Origin of the sequence: Rhodothermus bifroesti (assembly GCF_017908595.1) — a bacterium.
GTDB classification, from domain to species: Bacteria; Bacteroidota; Rhodothermia; order Rhodothermales; family Rhodothermaceae; genus Rhodothermus; species Rhodothermus bifroesti.
Map to the genome: position 1 here is coordinate 119,694 of NZ_JAGKTL010000002.1, position 13,787 is coordinate 133,480.

Sequence of the window (13,787 nt, forward strand, 5' to 3'; positions counted from 1 at the left end):
ATACCACTCAATCTTAAGCATTTGGGCGTTGCATGCTGCGCTATCTGACAGCCGGTGAGTCGCACGGCGAAGCATTGATCGGTATTGTGGAAGGCATGCCCGCGGGCGTGCCGTTAACAGCTGAGGTAATCAACGAACAACTGGCCCGCCGATGGCAAGGTTATGGACGGGGAGGACGGGCGAAGATCGAAGAAGACCGGGTACACATTTATTCTGGGGTTCGTTTTTCAAAGACGATTGGTAGCCCTATTGCACTGCGCATCGATAACGCGGCCTATCATAAAGACCGGGCCCATTGGCCTGAGGTAATGGCTACCGAGGGAAGTGGCGAAGGCATCGAAAAGATCACGCTGCCGCGCCCAGGGCATGCCGATTTGGTCGGCGCGCAAAAATACGGGTTTGACGACCTAAGGCCTGTGATCGACCGTGCCAGTGCACGGGAGACGGCTATGCGGGTTGCCTGCTGCACGATAGCGCGGCAGTTGCTACGCCAGTTTGGCATCCAGATTGGCAGTCACGTGTTGCGTATCGGCCAAGTAGGCTATGAGCGTTCTGAGGATTGGCAGGCGCGCGTTTCAGCGCTTTTGTCCGAAGGTGCTGAGGCGCTCTACCGTGCAGCCGATCAAAGCCCGGTGCGCATGCTGGATCCAGAACTGACGGAGCGCGCCATTGAACATATCCAGGAAACCAAAAAGCAGGGAGACTCGCTGGGAGGTATTTATGAGGTCATCGTTACTGGTGTGCCGCCGGGGTTAGGTTCCTACGTGCACTGGGATCGGCGGCTGGACGGGTTACTGGCGCAGGCCATTCTTTCGATTCAGGCCCAAAAAGCCGTGGAAATTGGCGATGGGGTGGCTGCTGCATCGCTGCCAGGCTCTCAAGTGCACGATCCCATTGTCTTTGAAAACGGTGTGTTTCGGCGCCGCTCAAACCATGCTGGTGGCCTCGAAGGAGGCGTGACAACCGGCATGCCGATCGTGGTGCGCGGTTACATGAAACCTATTCCTACGCTCATTAAGCCGCTGGATACCGTCGATATCGCGACCAAGGAAGCGCAGCCGACGCGCTACGAGCGTAGCGACGTGACGAGTGTGCCGGCAGCTTCGGTAGTGGCCGAAGCAGTGGTGGCTTTTGTAATTGCGAATGCCTTTTTAGAAAAGTTCGGTGGCGACAGCCTCGAAGAAATCCACCATCGCTACGAACAAGAAGTGACCTGTCGGTCGTCTAACGCCCTGCATAAAGTCTAAGGCGTTTGAGGTGCTGGCTGTTGTAAGCGTTCGAGCAGTTCAAAGTAGCGACGGATGAGTGCTTCGTAGTCGGGAGCGTAGCCGCTTTCAAGGGCTTCGATAAGCGCGCGCCGCAACCGATCAAGTTCTTGCTGAGGCGTAAGCTCGGGTGGGCTTTCCCGAACTACGTCTTCGCCCGAACGGCTTTGGCGGCGGGGTTCTTCATCTTGCTCTCGAATGGAATGCTGGGCTTCAAGCAAGCGAGTGAGAATTTGGCGCTGGCGCTCAAGGGTACGGCGGTCGAGCTGACCCTGTTGGAGTTCTTGAACGGTTTCTTCCATCTGGCGGGCTAAAGCGTCTAAGTCGCCTAGCAGACGGCGCCGGGCTTCGCGGTCGCGGGCCAACTGGTGAAGCTGGCGACGAATGGCCTCCTGCTGCCTGGCCAGTTGGCGCATGCGTTCAAGCTGATCCGTGACCAAGCGCGTTCCCTGGATGTCGTTTAGAAGTTGCTGGATCTGATCGTTGAGTTGCTGCTGCTCGCCAGCCATTTGCTGAAGCTGCTGAATCATCTGCGCGAGCGACATGCCGCCAGCGCTTTGTCGCTGCAACTGCTCAAGTAAGTCTGCCAGCATACGCGCCAGTTCATTTAGGTGCATCATTGCCAGGGTTTGGTTGCTACTGGCCAGGCGCGCTGTACCTTCGGCCATGCCCGATACAGAAGCCTCCATGGCCCGAAGGGCTTCGCTGGCGGTTTGCTGCACGGCACGCTCCATTTGAGGAATACGGCGCGCCAGTTGCCGAAGGGAGTCGGTAACTGTTCGGGTACCTTGGATGAGTCCTTCCTGGCGGCGCGCTAGCGTTGCTGGGGGACGGTCTGTGCGCAGGGCTTGGAGCTCGTTGCGTAGCGTTTCTTGAGCTTCTGAAAGCAGGAGTACGTGCCGAAGGGCCTGGCGCAGACCAGCAACGTTAAGCTGAAGTTGCCCCCCTTCCATGTGTTGCCGCAGCTGGCTCAGGCGGGCAGCTAGTCCTTCCAGTTGCTGCTGCATTTGCTGCTGCTCCTGCTGCGCTCCAGAAAAGTCTCCTTGGCGAAGCTGCTGCGCGTTTTGCTGCATGCGCTCAGGCAAGGAAAGCCTGCGCAGGCTTTGTTGCAATGAGTCCATTGCTTGGCGGGGGGTGCCTCGCAGGGTTTCCATCTGACGGCGCGTTTCTTCGAGGAGTTGTTCAAGCTGCTGCGCTTCTTGGCTGGCTGCTTCTTGCTGACGCGCAAGCGCTTCGGGAGTGGGCATTGTGGCTGTATCCTGGGCAGCGGTCTGTTGCTGAAGTTGCTGTGTCTGTTCAGCCAGGCGTTCTTCGGTACGGGCCAATGCTTCAGCAAGGCGAGCAGCTTCTTCAAGCTGCTGCTGCGTGCGTAGCCGTTTAAAAAGTTCCAAGGCACGCTCGATTCGCTCCCGGAACTGGGCTTCGTTGAAGCGGACGTGCTCCAGGTTTTCCAGCATGCGTGGAAGGTCTAGGGCGCGTAGGGCTTCTTGAAGCTGCTCAAGGGCTTGGCGCAGTTCAGGTGAACGGATTTCTTCCACAACGCGCTGCAGCTCTTGGTACCGCTCGAGCGTCTCTTCACTAACGAGCTGGTTGACTTGCATCTCACGGGCGAGATGTTCGAGCTGCTTGGCCAAGGCATCGACCTGCTCCTCTAAGGCTTCCTGTTGCTGGCGGAGCTGCTCGGCCTGTTGTTGCTCGTTCCATCCAGCCTGTTGGGTGCGCCGGATGGTTTCTTGGAGTTCCTGAAACGTGCTTTGCAGCTGCTCGGCTTGCTCGCGCAGTGATTCTAAACCCTGGGCGATATTGTCTTGCGCGGCATCCAAGGCTTCATAGCGCTCAGCCAGTGAGGGCAAACGCAACTGTTGTATGGGAGTGCGGGTAGCTTTAGGGCCTGAAACGCGATCATTGTCCCACACTTCGAGGTAGTATTCGAGTACGTCGCCCGGTACCAGCTCCAGGCCGTCGGCGCGCAGCTCCCAGCGATATTCGATTTCCTGGTCGAGCGGCCTAGGGATCGTCAGTGGCAAAGTGCGGTAGCTGAACTCAGCTTCTACGGGCCGAAAGCTGCTTTGAGCTAAGCGCCAGTAAAGCCGAAGCCCTGTAAACCCAAAGTCGTCATGCACGCGCACCAGCAAAGGTGCCTCAAGGGCATCATCCAGGGTATAGGCTGCCTCGGGCCGAAGGAGGGTGATGATTGGAGCTTCGTCGGGTAAGAGTTTAAGTTGGTAGCGAATGGGGTCTACGTTGGTTAGCCCATCGGCCGTTTGCAGCTCAATCCAGTAAGTACCTTCCTGAAGCAGGACAAAGCTACCTTGGGCAAGACTGTCCTGGAGCCTTAGCGGCACTATAGCGCCATTATCGAAGCGGAGGGCCGCTTGGGCTACGGGGGCACCGGCCGTGAGGAATTGAAGGTATACCTGCGTGCCGGGCAGTGCTGTGACATGACCTACGTCGAGGGGCAGCGTTTGCGCAGGCAGACCGGTATAGGCCGGATAATGCAACGTAAGCTGCAAGCCTCGGGCTATAGGGCGCTCCTGAAGCGTCACTGTATGCCAGGGAGTAGCTGCAGGTAAGGCTTCGAGGCGATAGTGAAGCGGTCGTTGTAAGTTGGGGAGGGTAAACTGCGCACGGCCGAGGCTGTCGGGGATCAGGGTAAAGGTTTCTGGCTGCAACTCACCCGCATACCGCAGCGCCAGCGTAAGTTGCTTGGGAAAGTGCGTGCCTTGCAAGGTGGCCGTAATCCGTAGCGTATCACCGCGGGCTAATGTGGTATCTCCGGGCGTCACGATTAACATGAAGGGGAGGGGGCGTTCAAACGTGCGCCCAGGAGAGAAAAGGCGGGTGGCTGCGGCCTTGAATGCCCCAGGTGCTACCAGAAAACCCAAGCCCAAAAGGATGAGCGGTCCTAATCCGATACCGAGGAGTCGGTGTGAAGGGCGCAGCGCAGCTAGCTGCTCGAACGGTACCGGCATAATCTGCGTGGCGAGTTCCTGCTGGGCGCGCTTAACGAGTGCTGCAGCTGCCGAGCTGCAGCGGCCACGCTCGAGTTGCAAGAGCGTCAGCAGCCGGTCGGCGATTTCAGGAAATTGACGACCGATCTGACGCGCCAGATGCTCCTCATCCAGGCGCCAGAAGGCCCGCAGCCACTGGCCAAGATGCCACACAATTAGCGCGAGCGAACCCAGCACAAGCCCCAAAAGCAGCACAGTACGCCACGTAGCTGGCAGCCAAAATAGAACTTCCAGCAGCAAAGCCACTCCCCAGAGGAGTCCTAAAGCCCCTGCAAGCCGCAATAAAGCCATGGTTAGCTGCGCAGCGATCCAGCGCCGCCGCGTCTGGGCCAAGCGTTTTTGCAGTAATGCAATGGATGGGTGAGGGGCTTCGGTCATGCCTGCAAGCCTTGGGCGCTTTTGCAGCATGTACCCAGGGCACCAAGTCGGGTTTCAGGGGCACGTAACAAAGTTTTTGTATTCTCTGGCGCGATTCTGACGGTGAATGATGTATTTTTAAGAAAAGTGCTTTTGGTGGTTGCCTTTATGGATATTCTCCATGTAGCCTTTGAGTGTGCACCTATTGCCAAAGTTGGGGGGCTTGGCGACGTGCTGGGAGCACTGCCAAAGTTTTTAAACCGGAGAGGGGTGAACTCAGCCGTGTTTATGCCCCGCTTTGGGGATGCGCATGTCGATCCTGCAAGCTTAACATTGGTGCATGAGGGCCGCTTGCGGTACCGTGGCCGGGTGTTGCACTATCGCCTCTGGCAACAGGCAGCCCATGTGCTGGGATTCCCGGTGTACCTGTGGGAGGAGCCTGTGCACTTCGAGCGGCCAGGCATTTACCAAGATCCTGCTACCGGCCGAGACTTCCCCGATCAGGGGGATCGGTTTTTTGTGTTTCAACAGGGATTATTGACGATACTCAAAGCCCAGGTGCTTAAACCTGATCTGCTGCATTTGCATGACCACCATGCAGCCTTGATTCCGGTTTGGCTGCGTGAGGACCCTGCCTATCAGGACTGGGCTACGTTACCGCTAGTGCTGACAGTACACAATGCAGAACATCAGGGGCGCTATGACTGGTCGATATGGAAAGAAATCGGGGTGCCTGTTGCGCGACCAGAGGATCTGCAACATCATGGCCAACTCAATGCACTCAAAGCCGGTATGCTTTGGGCCGATGCCGTAACGACGGTCAGTCCTGGATATGCCCGAGAGCTGCAGGAGCGGGACGATATGGCTGCTGGACTGCGCGAGGTGTTTCAGCGTGTGGCCTTCAAAATGCGCGGTATTTTAAATGGCATCGATCCGGAAGTTTGGAATCCAGCTACCGATCCACTGCTCTTTGCTCCATATACCGCAGAGACGCTAGAAGGTAAGCAACAAAACAAACAAGCCCTGTGTCGGGCATTAGGCCTTGATCCTACGCAGCCGCTGGTGATTTTTATCGGGCGTCTCATGCGAGAAAAAGGAATAGACCTGCTTGTGCGTGGATTAGAACGCTTTCTGCCAAGGCATCCAGACGTTTCTGTCGTTGTATTGGGCACGGGCTTGCCCGAATATCATGCCGCATTAGAAACCTTAAAGCAGCGCTTGGAAAACTTCGACGCAGTCCATCGGCTGGTGCTGCGTTTTGAATTTAACAATACCCTGGCCCACCAGCTCTATGCAGCGGCCGATATACTGCTGATGCCTTCTCGGGTAGAGCCTTGCGGGCTCAACCAGCTGTATGCGATGACCTATGGGACTGTACCCGTAGTGCATGCTGTAGGTGGGCTGCGCGATACCGTGATGCCTTGGAATCCACATACCCAGACCGGTACGGGGTTCCGATTTGAATCCTTTACGCCCAAAGCGATGCTACAGGCCCTGCAGCAGGCACTGCTAACCTATCGACAGCCGAAGCTGTGGCAGCAATTGCAGCGTAACGGCATGCAGCAAGACTGGTCATGGGACCGATCGGCTCAGGAATATATTGCTTTGTATCAAAGCCTCATTCCAGTAACCTCTAAATGAATAGAACCATGCAACAGGCGTTTTCTGCTTCGTTAGATTTAGAAACGCTACGCTTAAGTGAACAGACCATTGCGGTTGTTTTAGGAGGCGGGGTCGGCAGTCGGTTGTTTCCGCTCACACTGATGCGCTCAAAGCCTGCAGTACCGCTGGCTGGCAAGTACCGGCTGATCGATATCCCCATTTCCAACTGTATCAACTCGGGTATCAACCGCATTTTTGTGCTGACCCAGTTTAATTCAGCTAGCCTCAACCGGCATATCGTCCAGACCTATCGGTTTGACCGGTTCCGGTCCGGATTTGTCTCAATCTTAGCGGCCGAGCAGACCCCTTCGTCGCGTGAGTGGTTTCAGGGAACAGCCGACGCTGTGCGTCGCAGCATGGCGCATATTGCTGTCTTTCGGCACAACTATGTACTCATCCTTTCGGGCGACCAGCTCTATCTAATGGATTACCGCCAGCTTCTGGCTTATCACCGAGCCAAACAAGCTGACGTGACAATTGCTACCATTCCGGTGCGGGCTGAAGAAGCGCCTGCCTTTGGCATTCTTAAAACCGACGCAGAGGGAATCATTACGGAGTTCTATGAAAAACCGCCCCTGCATGAGCTGGCAGGTAAAGAAAGCCCTGTGCCGCCCGAAATGGAGGCTCAGGGGCGCATTTACCTAGCCTCTATGGGGATTTACGTCTTCAGCAAAGAAGTTCTGCGCCAACTGCTCGAAGAAAACCCAACGGACCACGACTTTGGCAAGCAAATTATTCCAAAAGCGATCTGTGGCTTTCGGGTGGTGAGCTATCCGTTTACGGGCTACTGGAGTGACATTGGGACGATCCGCTCCTTTTACGAGGCCAATTTGATGCTAGCGCAGCGGCACCCTCCTTTCGATATGTACAATCCGCAAATGCCGCTCTACACCAATGCGCATATGCTACCTCCGGCTAAGGTGCAAAGCTCATTTGTACAAGATTCGATTATTGCCGAAGGTAGCGTGATCGTCAATAGCCAGATCGTCAACTCGGTGATTGGCATCCGCTCAGTTATTCGCGAAAATGCTACGGTGAAAAATGTCGTGATGATGGGGGCTGATTACTATCCTTGGCATGACCCCGAGGTGCGCGATCCGGTAGAAGGGCCTGAAAATCCTGGGATTGGTGAGGAGTCCTACGTAGAAGGGGCTATCATCGATAAAAACGTCAGCATTGGTCGGCGCTGCGTGATCAAAAACCGGGATCAGGTGCAGGAGGGCGAGGGACCGAATTTTTACATCCGCGACGGGATCGTGGTGCTCCCCAAAAATGCACATATTCCTGACGGTACCATTATCTAAACGCTGTGCAAAAAAGCCCTGAAAAGCGCACGCATTGCTTCTTTTTGCCATAGAAAATGCGGATTTTTTAAAACCATCGATAGATCTCTAGGGAATACTATGCCGCATTTGCGACAATTGTACGGGGCCGGTTTGGTTTTGGGACTGATGCTCGCTGGGTGTCGTTTTTATGGTTATCCAGAAGGCGTATCTCTAACGTTACAGCAGATCGAGGCGCTTAATGAACAGGCCGCTGCCGCACTGCAGGAAGCACTGGCCGAAGCAGAAGCGCTGCGATTGCTTTTGGATCGCTACCCCGAACTTTCCTCTTACCAGGCGCAATACGAAGCGATTTTACAGGCGCACCAAAAGGCTCTGGTTACCTTTGGACAGTGGGCACAAGCTGTAAAGGCTCACCCAAAGGATTACCGACGTGCACAACGCACGCTGAACGCTATCTTGGCAAACCTTACGGCGCTCGAAGACCAGTATGCTAAAGTGGCATGGTCTGTGGCGCAGCACGTAGGGACGGCTCAGCGGATATCAGCCGTTTCTGTGGGGCCGCGCTATTTCTTTGCGGTTGTACCTCCCCAGTATGCGCGCCTGCAAAACGTCCAGGCTAATTCGCCCCTTTACCTTTTGCGCAAACTGGTGCAACAACAACTCGAAAGTTTAACCCAAGGCAATCCATAGGAATCCGCCTGGTAATTAGGCAGATTCTTTGTTTTTACGACGCAGCTGCACTCTCTCCATTGCCCTTTAGGAGCATGTGGATGTAGTGCTCTATTTGTGGACGGATATCCGAGATGCGCTTGACCAGTTCAGACTCGCTCAGGCCCTGATGTAACAACAGGGCTGCCTGTGATGGAAGTGCGGGAACGCTTTTTCCTGAAAGATGCAACTGTTCGGCTAAAGCGCTACCGGTAGCAACCAGTGCGGCTTGAAGTTGCAGTTCAGGCGTTGAAAGCGTATGGGGCGTCTCTAAAGCGCTCAAAATCTGGCCTAACTCTTCCGGTAGGTGCCATTCTTGTGCAGCTTTTTCATTGAGTTCTAAATAGCTGACGCCAAAAATTTTATGCTCGGCCTCGGCGGAAGGGACTGCCCCATCTTCGTTTGTGTACCAAAGCGCTTCATAGTCATCTGGACGGTTGTAGAGCAGCACCAGGCGCCCGGCCGTGTGGAGCAGCCCCATGGTGAACACGCGGCGCATGTAAGGAAGACCTAGCCACTGGGCCAAGTGTTGCGCATAGATGGCGCTGCCAATGCTGAGCTGCATGAGCTGCTCAAAAATATGCTCCTGCTCTCGGGTTGAAACCGACTCGCGGAGCTGCAGCATGGCCGCGGTAAGGACGATGTTGCTGACTTCCAAAAAACCCAAAAGGGCTATGGCCTTGTGAATCTCACTGACGCGGCGCCGCAGGCCATAATAAGCCGAATTGATCCGGCGCAGGACCAACTGCGTGACAATGGGATCTGCGTGTACAATCTCGATGAGCTGCTTGAGGTTAGGGTCAGCGCTTTCTTCGCTTAGCATCCGAGCGACTTCGGCTGCAGTACGTGGGAGTGGCGGAAAGCGAACGTTCAAGTTCGGCGTCGGACTGAAGCGCGTCGCCGGAATAGGCCGTTCGGTCTTGGACATTGAGGGTTGAAGTGTTGGCCAGAGGGCACGCATGCCTTATGTCGCTAACGCCACATGTAATCCTTGTGCTCCTTTTGTAATCGACCAATCCAGCTCATTTTTAAGGTGTAGGTAAGTCTTCACGTTCGGCGCCAATGGCGTAGCGGCCAATGGCGCATTGCAGGCAGCGAATGCGCGCGCACCAATCCTGATACAGTTGGTGTAGTGCTTGCGAGAAAAAAGCGTTGGGCGGCTGGTAGTTCAGTGCAGCAAAGCGCCGGACGACACGGTCATTTTCGGGAGGCATTTGCTGGAGCAGGCCAAGCAGCGGCTCAGAAGCGCCCATCAGTGCGCAGAGTACCGGCAATACAGCATTTTGCAGTAGCCCATCGATGCGATCGCGTCCTAGGGCGTGACGGGTTGGAGGGGTTGAGGCTTCGAAATGCACGTGGCGCTGCCAGAAGGGTGAAGGCGTAGCATGTAGGAGGTGCCGTAAAGTTTTTAGTGGATGGGGGCTATGCAATGCCTGTCTGAGGTAGAGGAGGGGCTCATGGCGCAGCCAGCCTTCAGGTCCTAACCAGGCGGCGGCCTGAGCCAGGCGTAGTGTAGGTTGGTTGCTGGGACGCAGCCGAGCACGTTGCCAAAGTGCAGCGGGTAGGGGTTCGGCTGGAAGCCTGGCTTGCAGAGCGCAAAACCGTTCCCATAATTCGCCCACGTAGCGTCGGGCCTCGGCTTCCTGAGGAAGGGTTGCCGGTAAGAGCCCAGCCATGCCTAGCAGGGCAGCCTCAACGTCCTGCTGCGCAGGGAGGGTGCATAGCCAGGCAAGGGGTAAGCGTTGGGCCAATAGGCGCATTGGTTCAGCATTCGGAGTGTATCCCAGTGTCGTCAATAGGCGCTCGTAGAGCACTTGCTCAGGAGATACTTCGCGTAGGCGATCCCGAATCGCATGCGCGCGAGCAGTCAGGCGTTCAATTCCCAGCACTTGGAGCCATTGCGTGCGCAGCGCCTCCGGCACGCTCGCCCAGTGGGCTGCGCAAGGTAGCATTGGTGCCGGTCGTCGGTAGAACGCATAAATCAGTGTCCGAAGGGGCTGAGCGAGATAAGGCGTCAAGATGAGCTCTGGAAGGGGGGTGCCATCGGCCCGTTGCAGACGGCCAGTATAGGCATCGGCTTCCAGCACCACGTGTAAAATAACGCTGTTGTAGCGTGCATCTTGATGATGCCTATGGGTATTCCAGTCGCGCGAGCGCACGTGCACTTCGACACTGCCATACCAGCGGGTTTCACCTAAATACAATTGCGCATTTAAAAAATCCGGTCCTTCCTCTGCATTGGGGATGCCGGGATGCACAATGCGTATGGGTTGGCCGTCGCAAGTGCGCAGCGTTTCCGTTTGGAAAAGCACGTGCTGCCAAAGATCGTGCAGCAAAGCCTCCGGCGTCCTAGGGGCCATAGCAAAGGACTTTTTGGGAAAGACACCAGGGCGTTTGCTGCGTAACCTTGCAGTGTGATTAGGTTTTAGGCAGGGCAGGCTGGAAGCAGCTGCTGGCGGAGCTGGGCAGCTACGCGGCCGGCAGCTGCAGCAAAGTCCTCTTGTGCCGAGGCGTAAAGGATCTGGCGGCTACTGTTGACGAGCACGGGGCTACGACGCGCTACCTGCAAAATAGCGGGAATGTCGCCTCCCTGTGCACCAATGCCGGGAATAAGCAGGGGCAGGCCTGGGCAGGCCAAGTGCACGGCTGCTAGCGCATATGGATCGGTGGCTCCTACCACCAAGCCGGCCGTTCCAGGCAGCTCCCGGTCCCACTGGGCAACGGCCCGCGCTATAGTTAAGTACAACGGCTCTCCATCGCAGCGACGCTCCTGAAAGTCGCGTGCACCGGGATTAGATGTGCGCGTTAGGACAAAAGCAGCGCGATCGGCATACTGCAGAAACGGTTCAACGGCATCCCGACCCATATAGGGAGAGACAGTGCAGGCGTCAAACGGCAACTGTTCAAACACCGCCCGGGCATAAAAACGCGCCGACGAGCCAATATCACCTCGTTTACCGTCGGCAATGAGCAGCACATCGGGGGGCATTTGCTCCAGCATGGCCTCCAAGATCTGCCAGCCCTCCCAGCCTAAGGCTTCAAAGAAGGCCAGATTGAATTTGTAGGCGCAGGCTAGCTCATGGGTGGTCTCGATGATTTCGGAAAGAAATAAACGGACAGCTTTGGCTACTTCTTCACCTTGGAGCGGTTGTGGCAAGCGCTCAGGATCAGGATCTAAGCCTACGCAAAGCACCGTTTGCTTGCGTCGCTGCAAAGCCCGTAAACGGTCGGTAAACGTCATCGAAGCCAGCGCTGGTGGATAACCAAAAATACACCAGCTGTCGGGCTTGCCGTGCCAAGAGTCCGGAAAAAATCAGGGGATTCTGCGAAATTGGAACTTTACCGCCAGACTTCAGGTTGCCCCAACAGCGCGTTTAAAAAAGGCGCTTTTTTGCTTCATGATTCGGAAGCGCTTTCTGTAAAGCATTAAACCTGGAAATGCTATGTCGTTGCTAGATCGTTTACAGCGCATCTCGGCCCAGGATCGTCGCATGATTGCGGACATCGAAGCCATGCTGGGCCCGGAGCCCGAAGAATTGGGCTTTATGAAAAGCTTATTTTGGGGTCGTTTCCGCGAAGAGCTTGTGCTGCCTTACCCTGAAGCGTCGCCTGAAGAGCAAGCAGCTTGTGATGCGCTGCTTGAACGCCTAGAAGCTTATCTCAAGCACGAACACCCGGCCATCCTGATCGATCAAGAGCAGTATATCCCCGAATGGGTGCTGGAGCGGCTTTTCGAAATGGGCATTATGGGGCTAACGATTCCCAAAGAATATGGGGGGCTTGGGCTGGGCGTGACCAGCTATAATCGCGTTTTGGAGTTGATTGGCCGCTATTGTGCTTCAACAGCTGTGGTGGTTTCTGCCCATCAATCTATTGGCTGCAAAGCGATCATGCTGTTTGGCACTGAAGCGCAAAAGCGGAAATACTTGCCGCTTGTGGCCCGAGAAAAACTGGCCGCCTTCTGCCTCTCAGAGCCTGGCGTGGGTTCGGATGCTGCAGGCCAAGAAACGCGCTGCACGTTGAGCGAAGACGGGCAGTATTACATACTCAACGGTGAAAAGAAATGGTCGACTTCGGGGGCAATGGCGGGGGTGCTCACCGTGATGGCCAAGCAGCGCCTGCGGGATCCCAAAACAGGGCGAGAGGAGGATCGGATTACAGCGCTGATCGTTACGCCCGACATGGAAGGGGTGGATGTTTTTGAAAAAAACCGAAGCAAAGCCGGCATTCGCGGGACCTGGCAAGCACGCATTCGCTTTACGAATGTTCGGGTGCCCCGTGAAAACTTGCTCTACAAAGAAGGCAAAGGCTTAAATGTCGCGTTAACGTGCCTAAACTACGGCCGATGCACGCTTTCGGCTGGGGTGCTGGGCGGGGCTACTTGGGCTATGGAACAAAGCATCAAGTGGGCTCAGACGCGCTATCAGTTTGGCCGCCCGATTGCTGACTTCGAATCTGTCCAGCAGAAAATTGCAAAAATGGCGGCTTTAACCTATGGGATGCGTGCGCTGCTGTATCTGACCACGGGCATGCTCGATCGGCAGGATACGGACGTGATGCTCGAGACTGCTGCCACAAAGGTGTTTTGTTCGCAGATGGGCTGGGAAGTGATCGATGAGGCCATGCAAATCATGGGGGGCGAAGGCTACATGACCGAAAATGAGTTGGAGCGCGTCTGGCGTGATCATCGCATCCACCGCATCGTTGAGGGGGCAAATGAAGTCATGCAATCGTTCATCTTCGCTTATGGAGGTAAGCAACTGGCAGAGCAGATGCTGGCCATAAAGCAGGCACTCAGTTGGGATGCCAACCAGTCGCCTATAGGGAATTTGCAGCGTATTGTGCGGAATGCATTCAACCCGCGGCTATTGCGGCGGGCATTGCCGTTGGCCGCAGAGCTGTTTCTAGGCTTTCGGCCCAAAGCCCCCTCCATGCGCCGGGTACATCCTGCTTTACGGCCCTGGGCTGATCGGCTTGCCCGTTTGGTACAACAACATGCGCACTATTTCAAGCTGCTCAGTAAATGGGAAGGGGAAGCCATCGTCAGCCGGCAAGTCCAACAAGCCCGTTTGGCTGACAATGCCATGTATCTGTTTGCGCTTAGCGCAGCGCTTTCCGACATGGATCGGCAACTTCGAAAAGGTGCCTCGGGCCTTGCTTTTGAGCGCGACCGGGCAGCTTTTGAACACCTGTTCGATCTATTAGAAGTTCGGATTCAGCAGCAGCTGGGCCTGCTACGTCGCAATGCCGACAAGAGCATGCATCAGGCAGCACGAGCGGCCTTGCGCTACGTTGATGCGCTGCCCAATCGCGACTATTACATCCACGAAGCCTCGCCCGTTGCTAAAGGTACGGGTAAGCCCGTATCCAAGAAGCATATCAAGCAATTTCCTGGTGACCGTTATGTGACCGCCGGTGGTGATGGTGCTACGGCAACGCCGTCGGCGGCACGGTCGGAAACGTAGCCCTCTAAGCTGCCTGTGCAGGGAGCGCCCCGC

General features: G+C 55.9%; 9 protein-coding genes. 5 read left to right on the forward strand and 4 right to left on the reverse strand.

What is annotated here, in order from left to right:
- Positions 1–32 precede the first annotated feature (32 nt).
- Complete coding sequence (aroC, locus tag J8E65_RS04220) at positions 33–1,247, forward strand: chorismate synthase (RefSeq protein ID WP_210374165.1); 1,215 nt, start codon at positions 33–35, stop codon at positions 1,245–1,247.
- On the opposite strand, the gene J8E65_RS04225 is transcribed toward aroC, so the two are convergent.
- Positions 1,244–4,654: a coiled-coil domain-containing protein gene (locus J8E65_RS04225; protein ID WP_210374166.1), complete on the reverse strand. Its 3,411-nt coding sequence runs from the start codon at positions 4,652–4,654 to the stop codon at positions 1,244–1,246. The two genes, aroC and J8E65_RS04225, sit on opposite strands and share 4 nt — an antisense overlap.
- 147 nt (positions 4,655–4,801) lie before the next feature.
- Between J8E65_RS04225 and J8E65_RS04230 the strand changes: the two genes are divergently transcribed.
- From J8E65_RS04230 to J8E65_RS04240, 3 genes are all read left to right on the forward strand, one after another.
- Positions 4,802–6,274 (forward strand): glycogen synthase, encoded by a 1,473-nt coding sequence (locus tag J8E65_RS04230; protein WP_210374167.1) that lies wholly within the window; start codon positions 4,802–4,804, stop codon positions 6,272–6,274.
- The gene (locus tag J8E65_RS04235; RefSeq protein ID WP_237181647.1) at positions 6,271–7,599 is read left to right on the forward strand and encodes a glucose-1-phosphate adenylyltransferase; all 1,329 of its coding nucleotides are present in this window, start codon (positions 6,271–6,273) and stop codon (positions 7,597–7,599) included. The genes J8E65_RS04230 and J8E65_RS04235 overlap by 4 nt, the downstream gene beginning before the upstream one ends.
- Before the next feature lie 99 nt (positions 7,600–7,698).
- The gene (locus J8E65_RS04240) at positions 7,699–8,271 is read left to right on the forward strand and encodes a hypothetical protein (RefSeq protein WP_210374168.1); all 573 of its coding nucleotides are present in this window, start codon (positions 7,699–7,701) and stop codon (positions 8,269–8,271) included.
- 34 nt (positions 8,272–8,305) lie between these two features.
- On the opposite strand, the gene J8E65_RS04245 is transcribed toward J8E65_RS04240, so the two are convergent.
- The 3 genes from J8E65_RS04245 to pyrF form a co-directional block, all read right to left on the reverse strand.
- Positions 8,306–9,250, reverse strand: coding sequence for an HDOD domain-containing protein (locus J8E65_RS04245; protein ID WP_237181648.1), 945 nt, complete (start codon positions 9,248–9,250; stop codon positions 8,306–8,308).
- A gap of 67 nt (positions 9,251–9,317) precedes the next feature.
- The gene (locus tag J8E65_RS04250) at positions 9,318–10,649 is read right to left on the reverse strand and encodes a DUF2851 family protein (protein ID WP_210374169.1); all 1,332 of its coding nucleotides are present in this window, start codon (positions 10,647–10,649) and stop codon (positions 9,318–9,320) included.
- A 65-nt stretch (positions 10,650–10,714) separates the two neighbouring features.
- On the reverse strand, positions 10,715–11,530 hold the full coding sequence (pyrF, locus tag J8E65_RS04255) for an orotidine-5'-phosphate decarboxylase (protein WP_210374170.1): 816 nt from the start codon (positions 11,528–11,530) through the stop codon (positions 10,715–10,717).
- Positions 11,531–11,732: 202 nt separating this feature from the next.
- Here pyrF and J8E65_RS04260 point away from each other — a divergent pair, with 202 nt between their 5' ends.
- On the forward strand, positions 11,733–13,754 hold the full coding sequence (locus tag J8E65_RS04260) for an acyl-CoA dehydrogenase family protein (protein WP_210374171.1): 2,022 nt from the start codon (positions 11,733–11,735) through the stop codon (positions 13,752–13,754).
- Positions 13,755–13,787 lie beyond the last annotated feature (33 nt).

What these genes read in the sequence shown, in the direction of transcription:
- aroC (WP_210374165.1), top strand. Translation starts at nt 33, where the DNA reads ATGCTGCGCTATCTGACAGCCGGTGAGTCGCACGGCGAAGCATTGATC.
- J8E65_RS04225 (WP_210374166.1), bottom strand. Translation starts at nt 4,654, where the DNA reads ATGACCGAAGCCCCTCACCCATCCATTGCATTACTGCAAAAACGCTTG.
- J8E65_RS04230 (WP_210374167.1), top strand. Translation starts at nt 4,802, where the DNA reads ATGGATATTCTCCATGTAGCCTTTGAGTGTGCACCTATTGCCAAAGTT.
- J8E65_RS04235 (WP_237181647.1), top strand. Translation starts at nt 6,271, where the DNA reads ATGAATAGAACCATGCAACAGGCGTTTTCTGCTTCGTTAGATTTAGAA.
- J8E65_RS04240 (WP_210374168.1), top strand. Translation starts at nt 7,699, where the DNA reads ATGCCGCATTTGCGACAATTGTACGGGGCCGGTTTGGTTTTGGGACTG.
- J8E65_RS04245 (WP_237181648.1), bottom strand. Translation starts at nt 9,250, where the DNA reads ATGCGTGCCCTCTGGCCAACACTTCAACCCTCAATGTCCAAGACCGAA.
- J8E65_RS04250 (WP_210374169.1), bottom strand. Translation starts at nt 10,649, where the DNA reads ATGGCCCCTAGGACGCCGGAGGCTTTGCTGCACGATCTTTGGCAGCAC.
- pyrF (WP_210374170.1), bottom strand. Translation starts at nt 11,530, where the DNA reads ATGACGTTTACCGACCGTTTACGGGCTTTGCAGCGACGCAAGCAAACG.
- J8E65_RS04260 (WP_210374171.1), top strand. Translation starts at nt 11,733, where the DNA reads ATGTCGTTGCTAGATCGTTTACAGCGCATCTCGGCCCAGGATCGTCGC.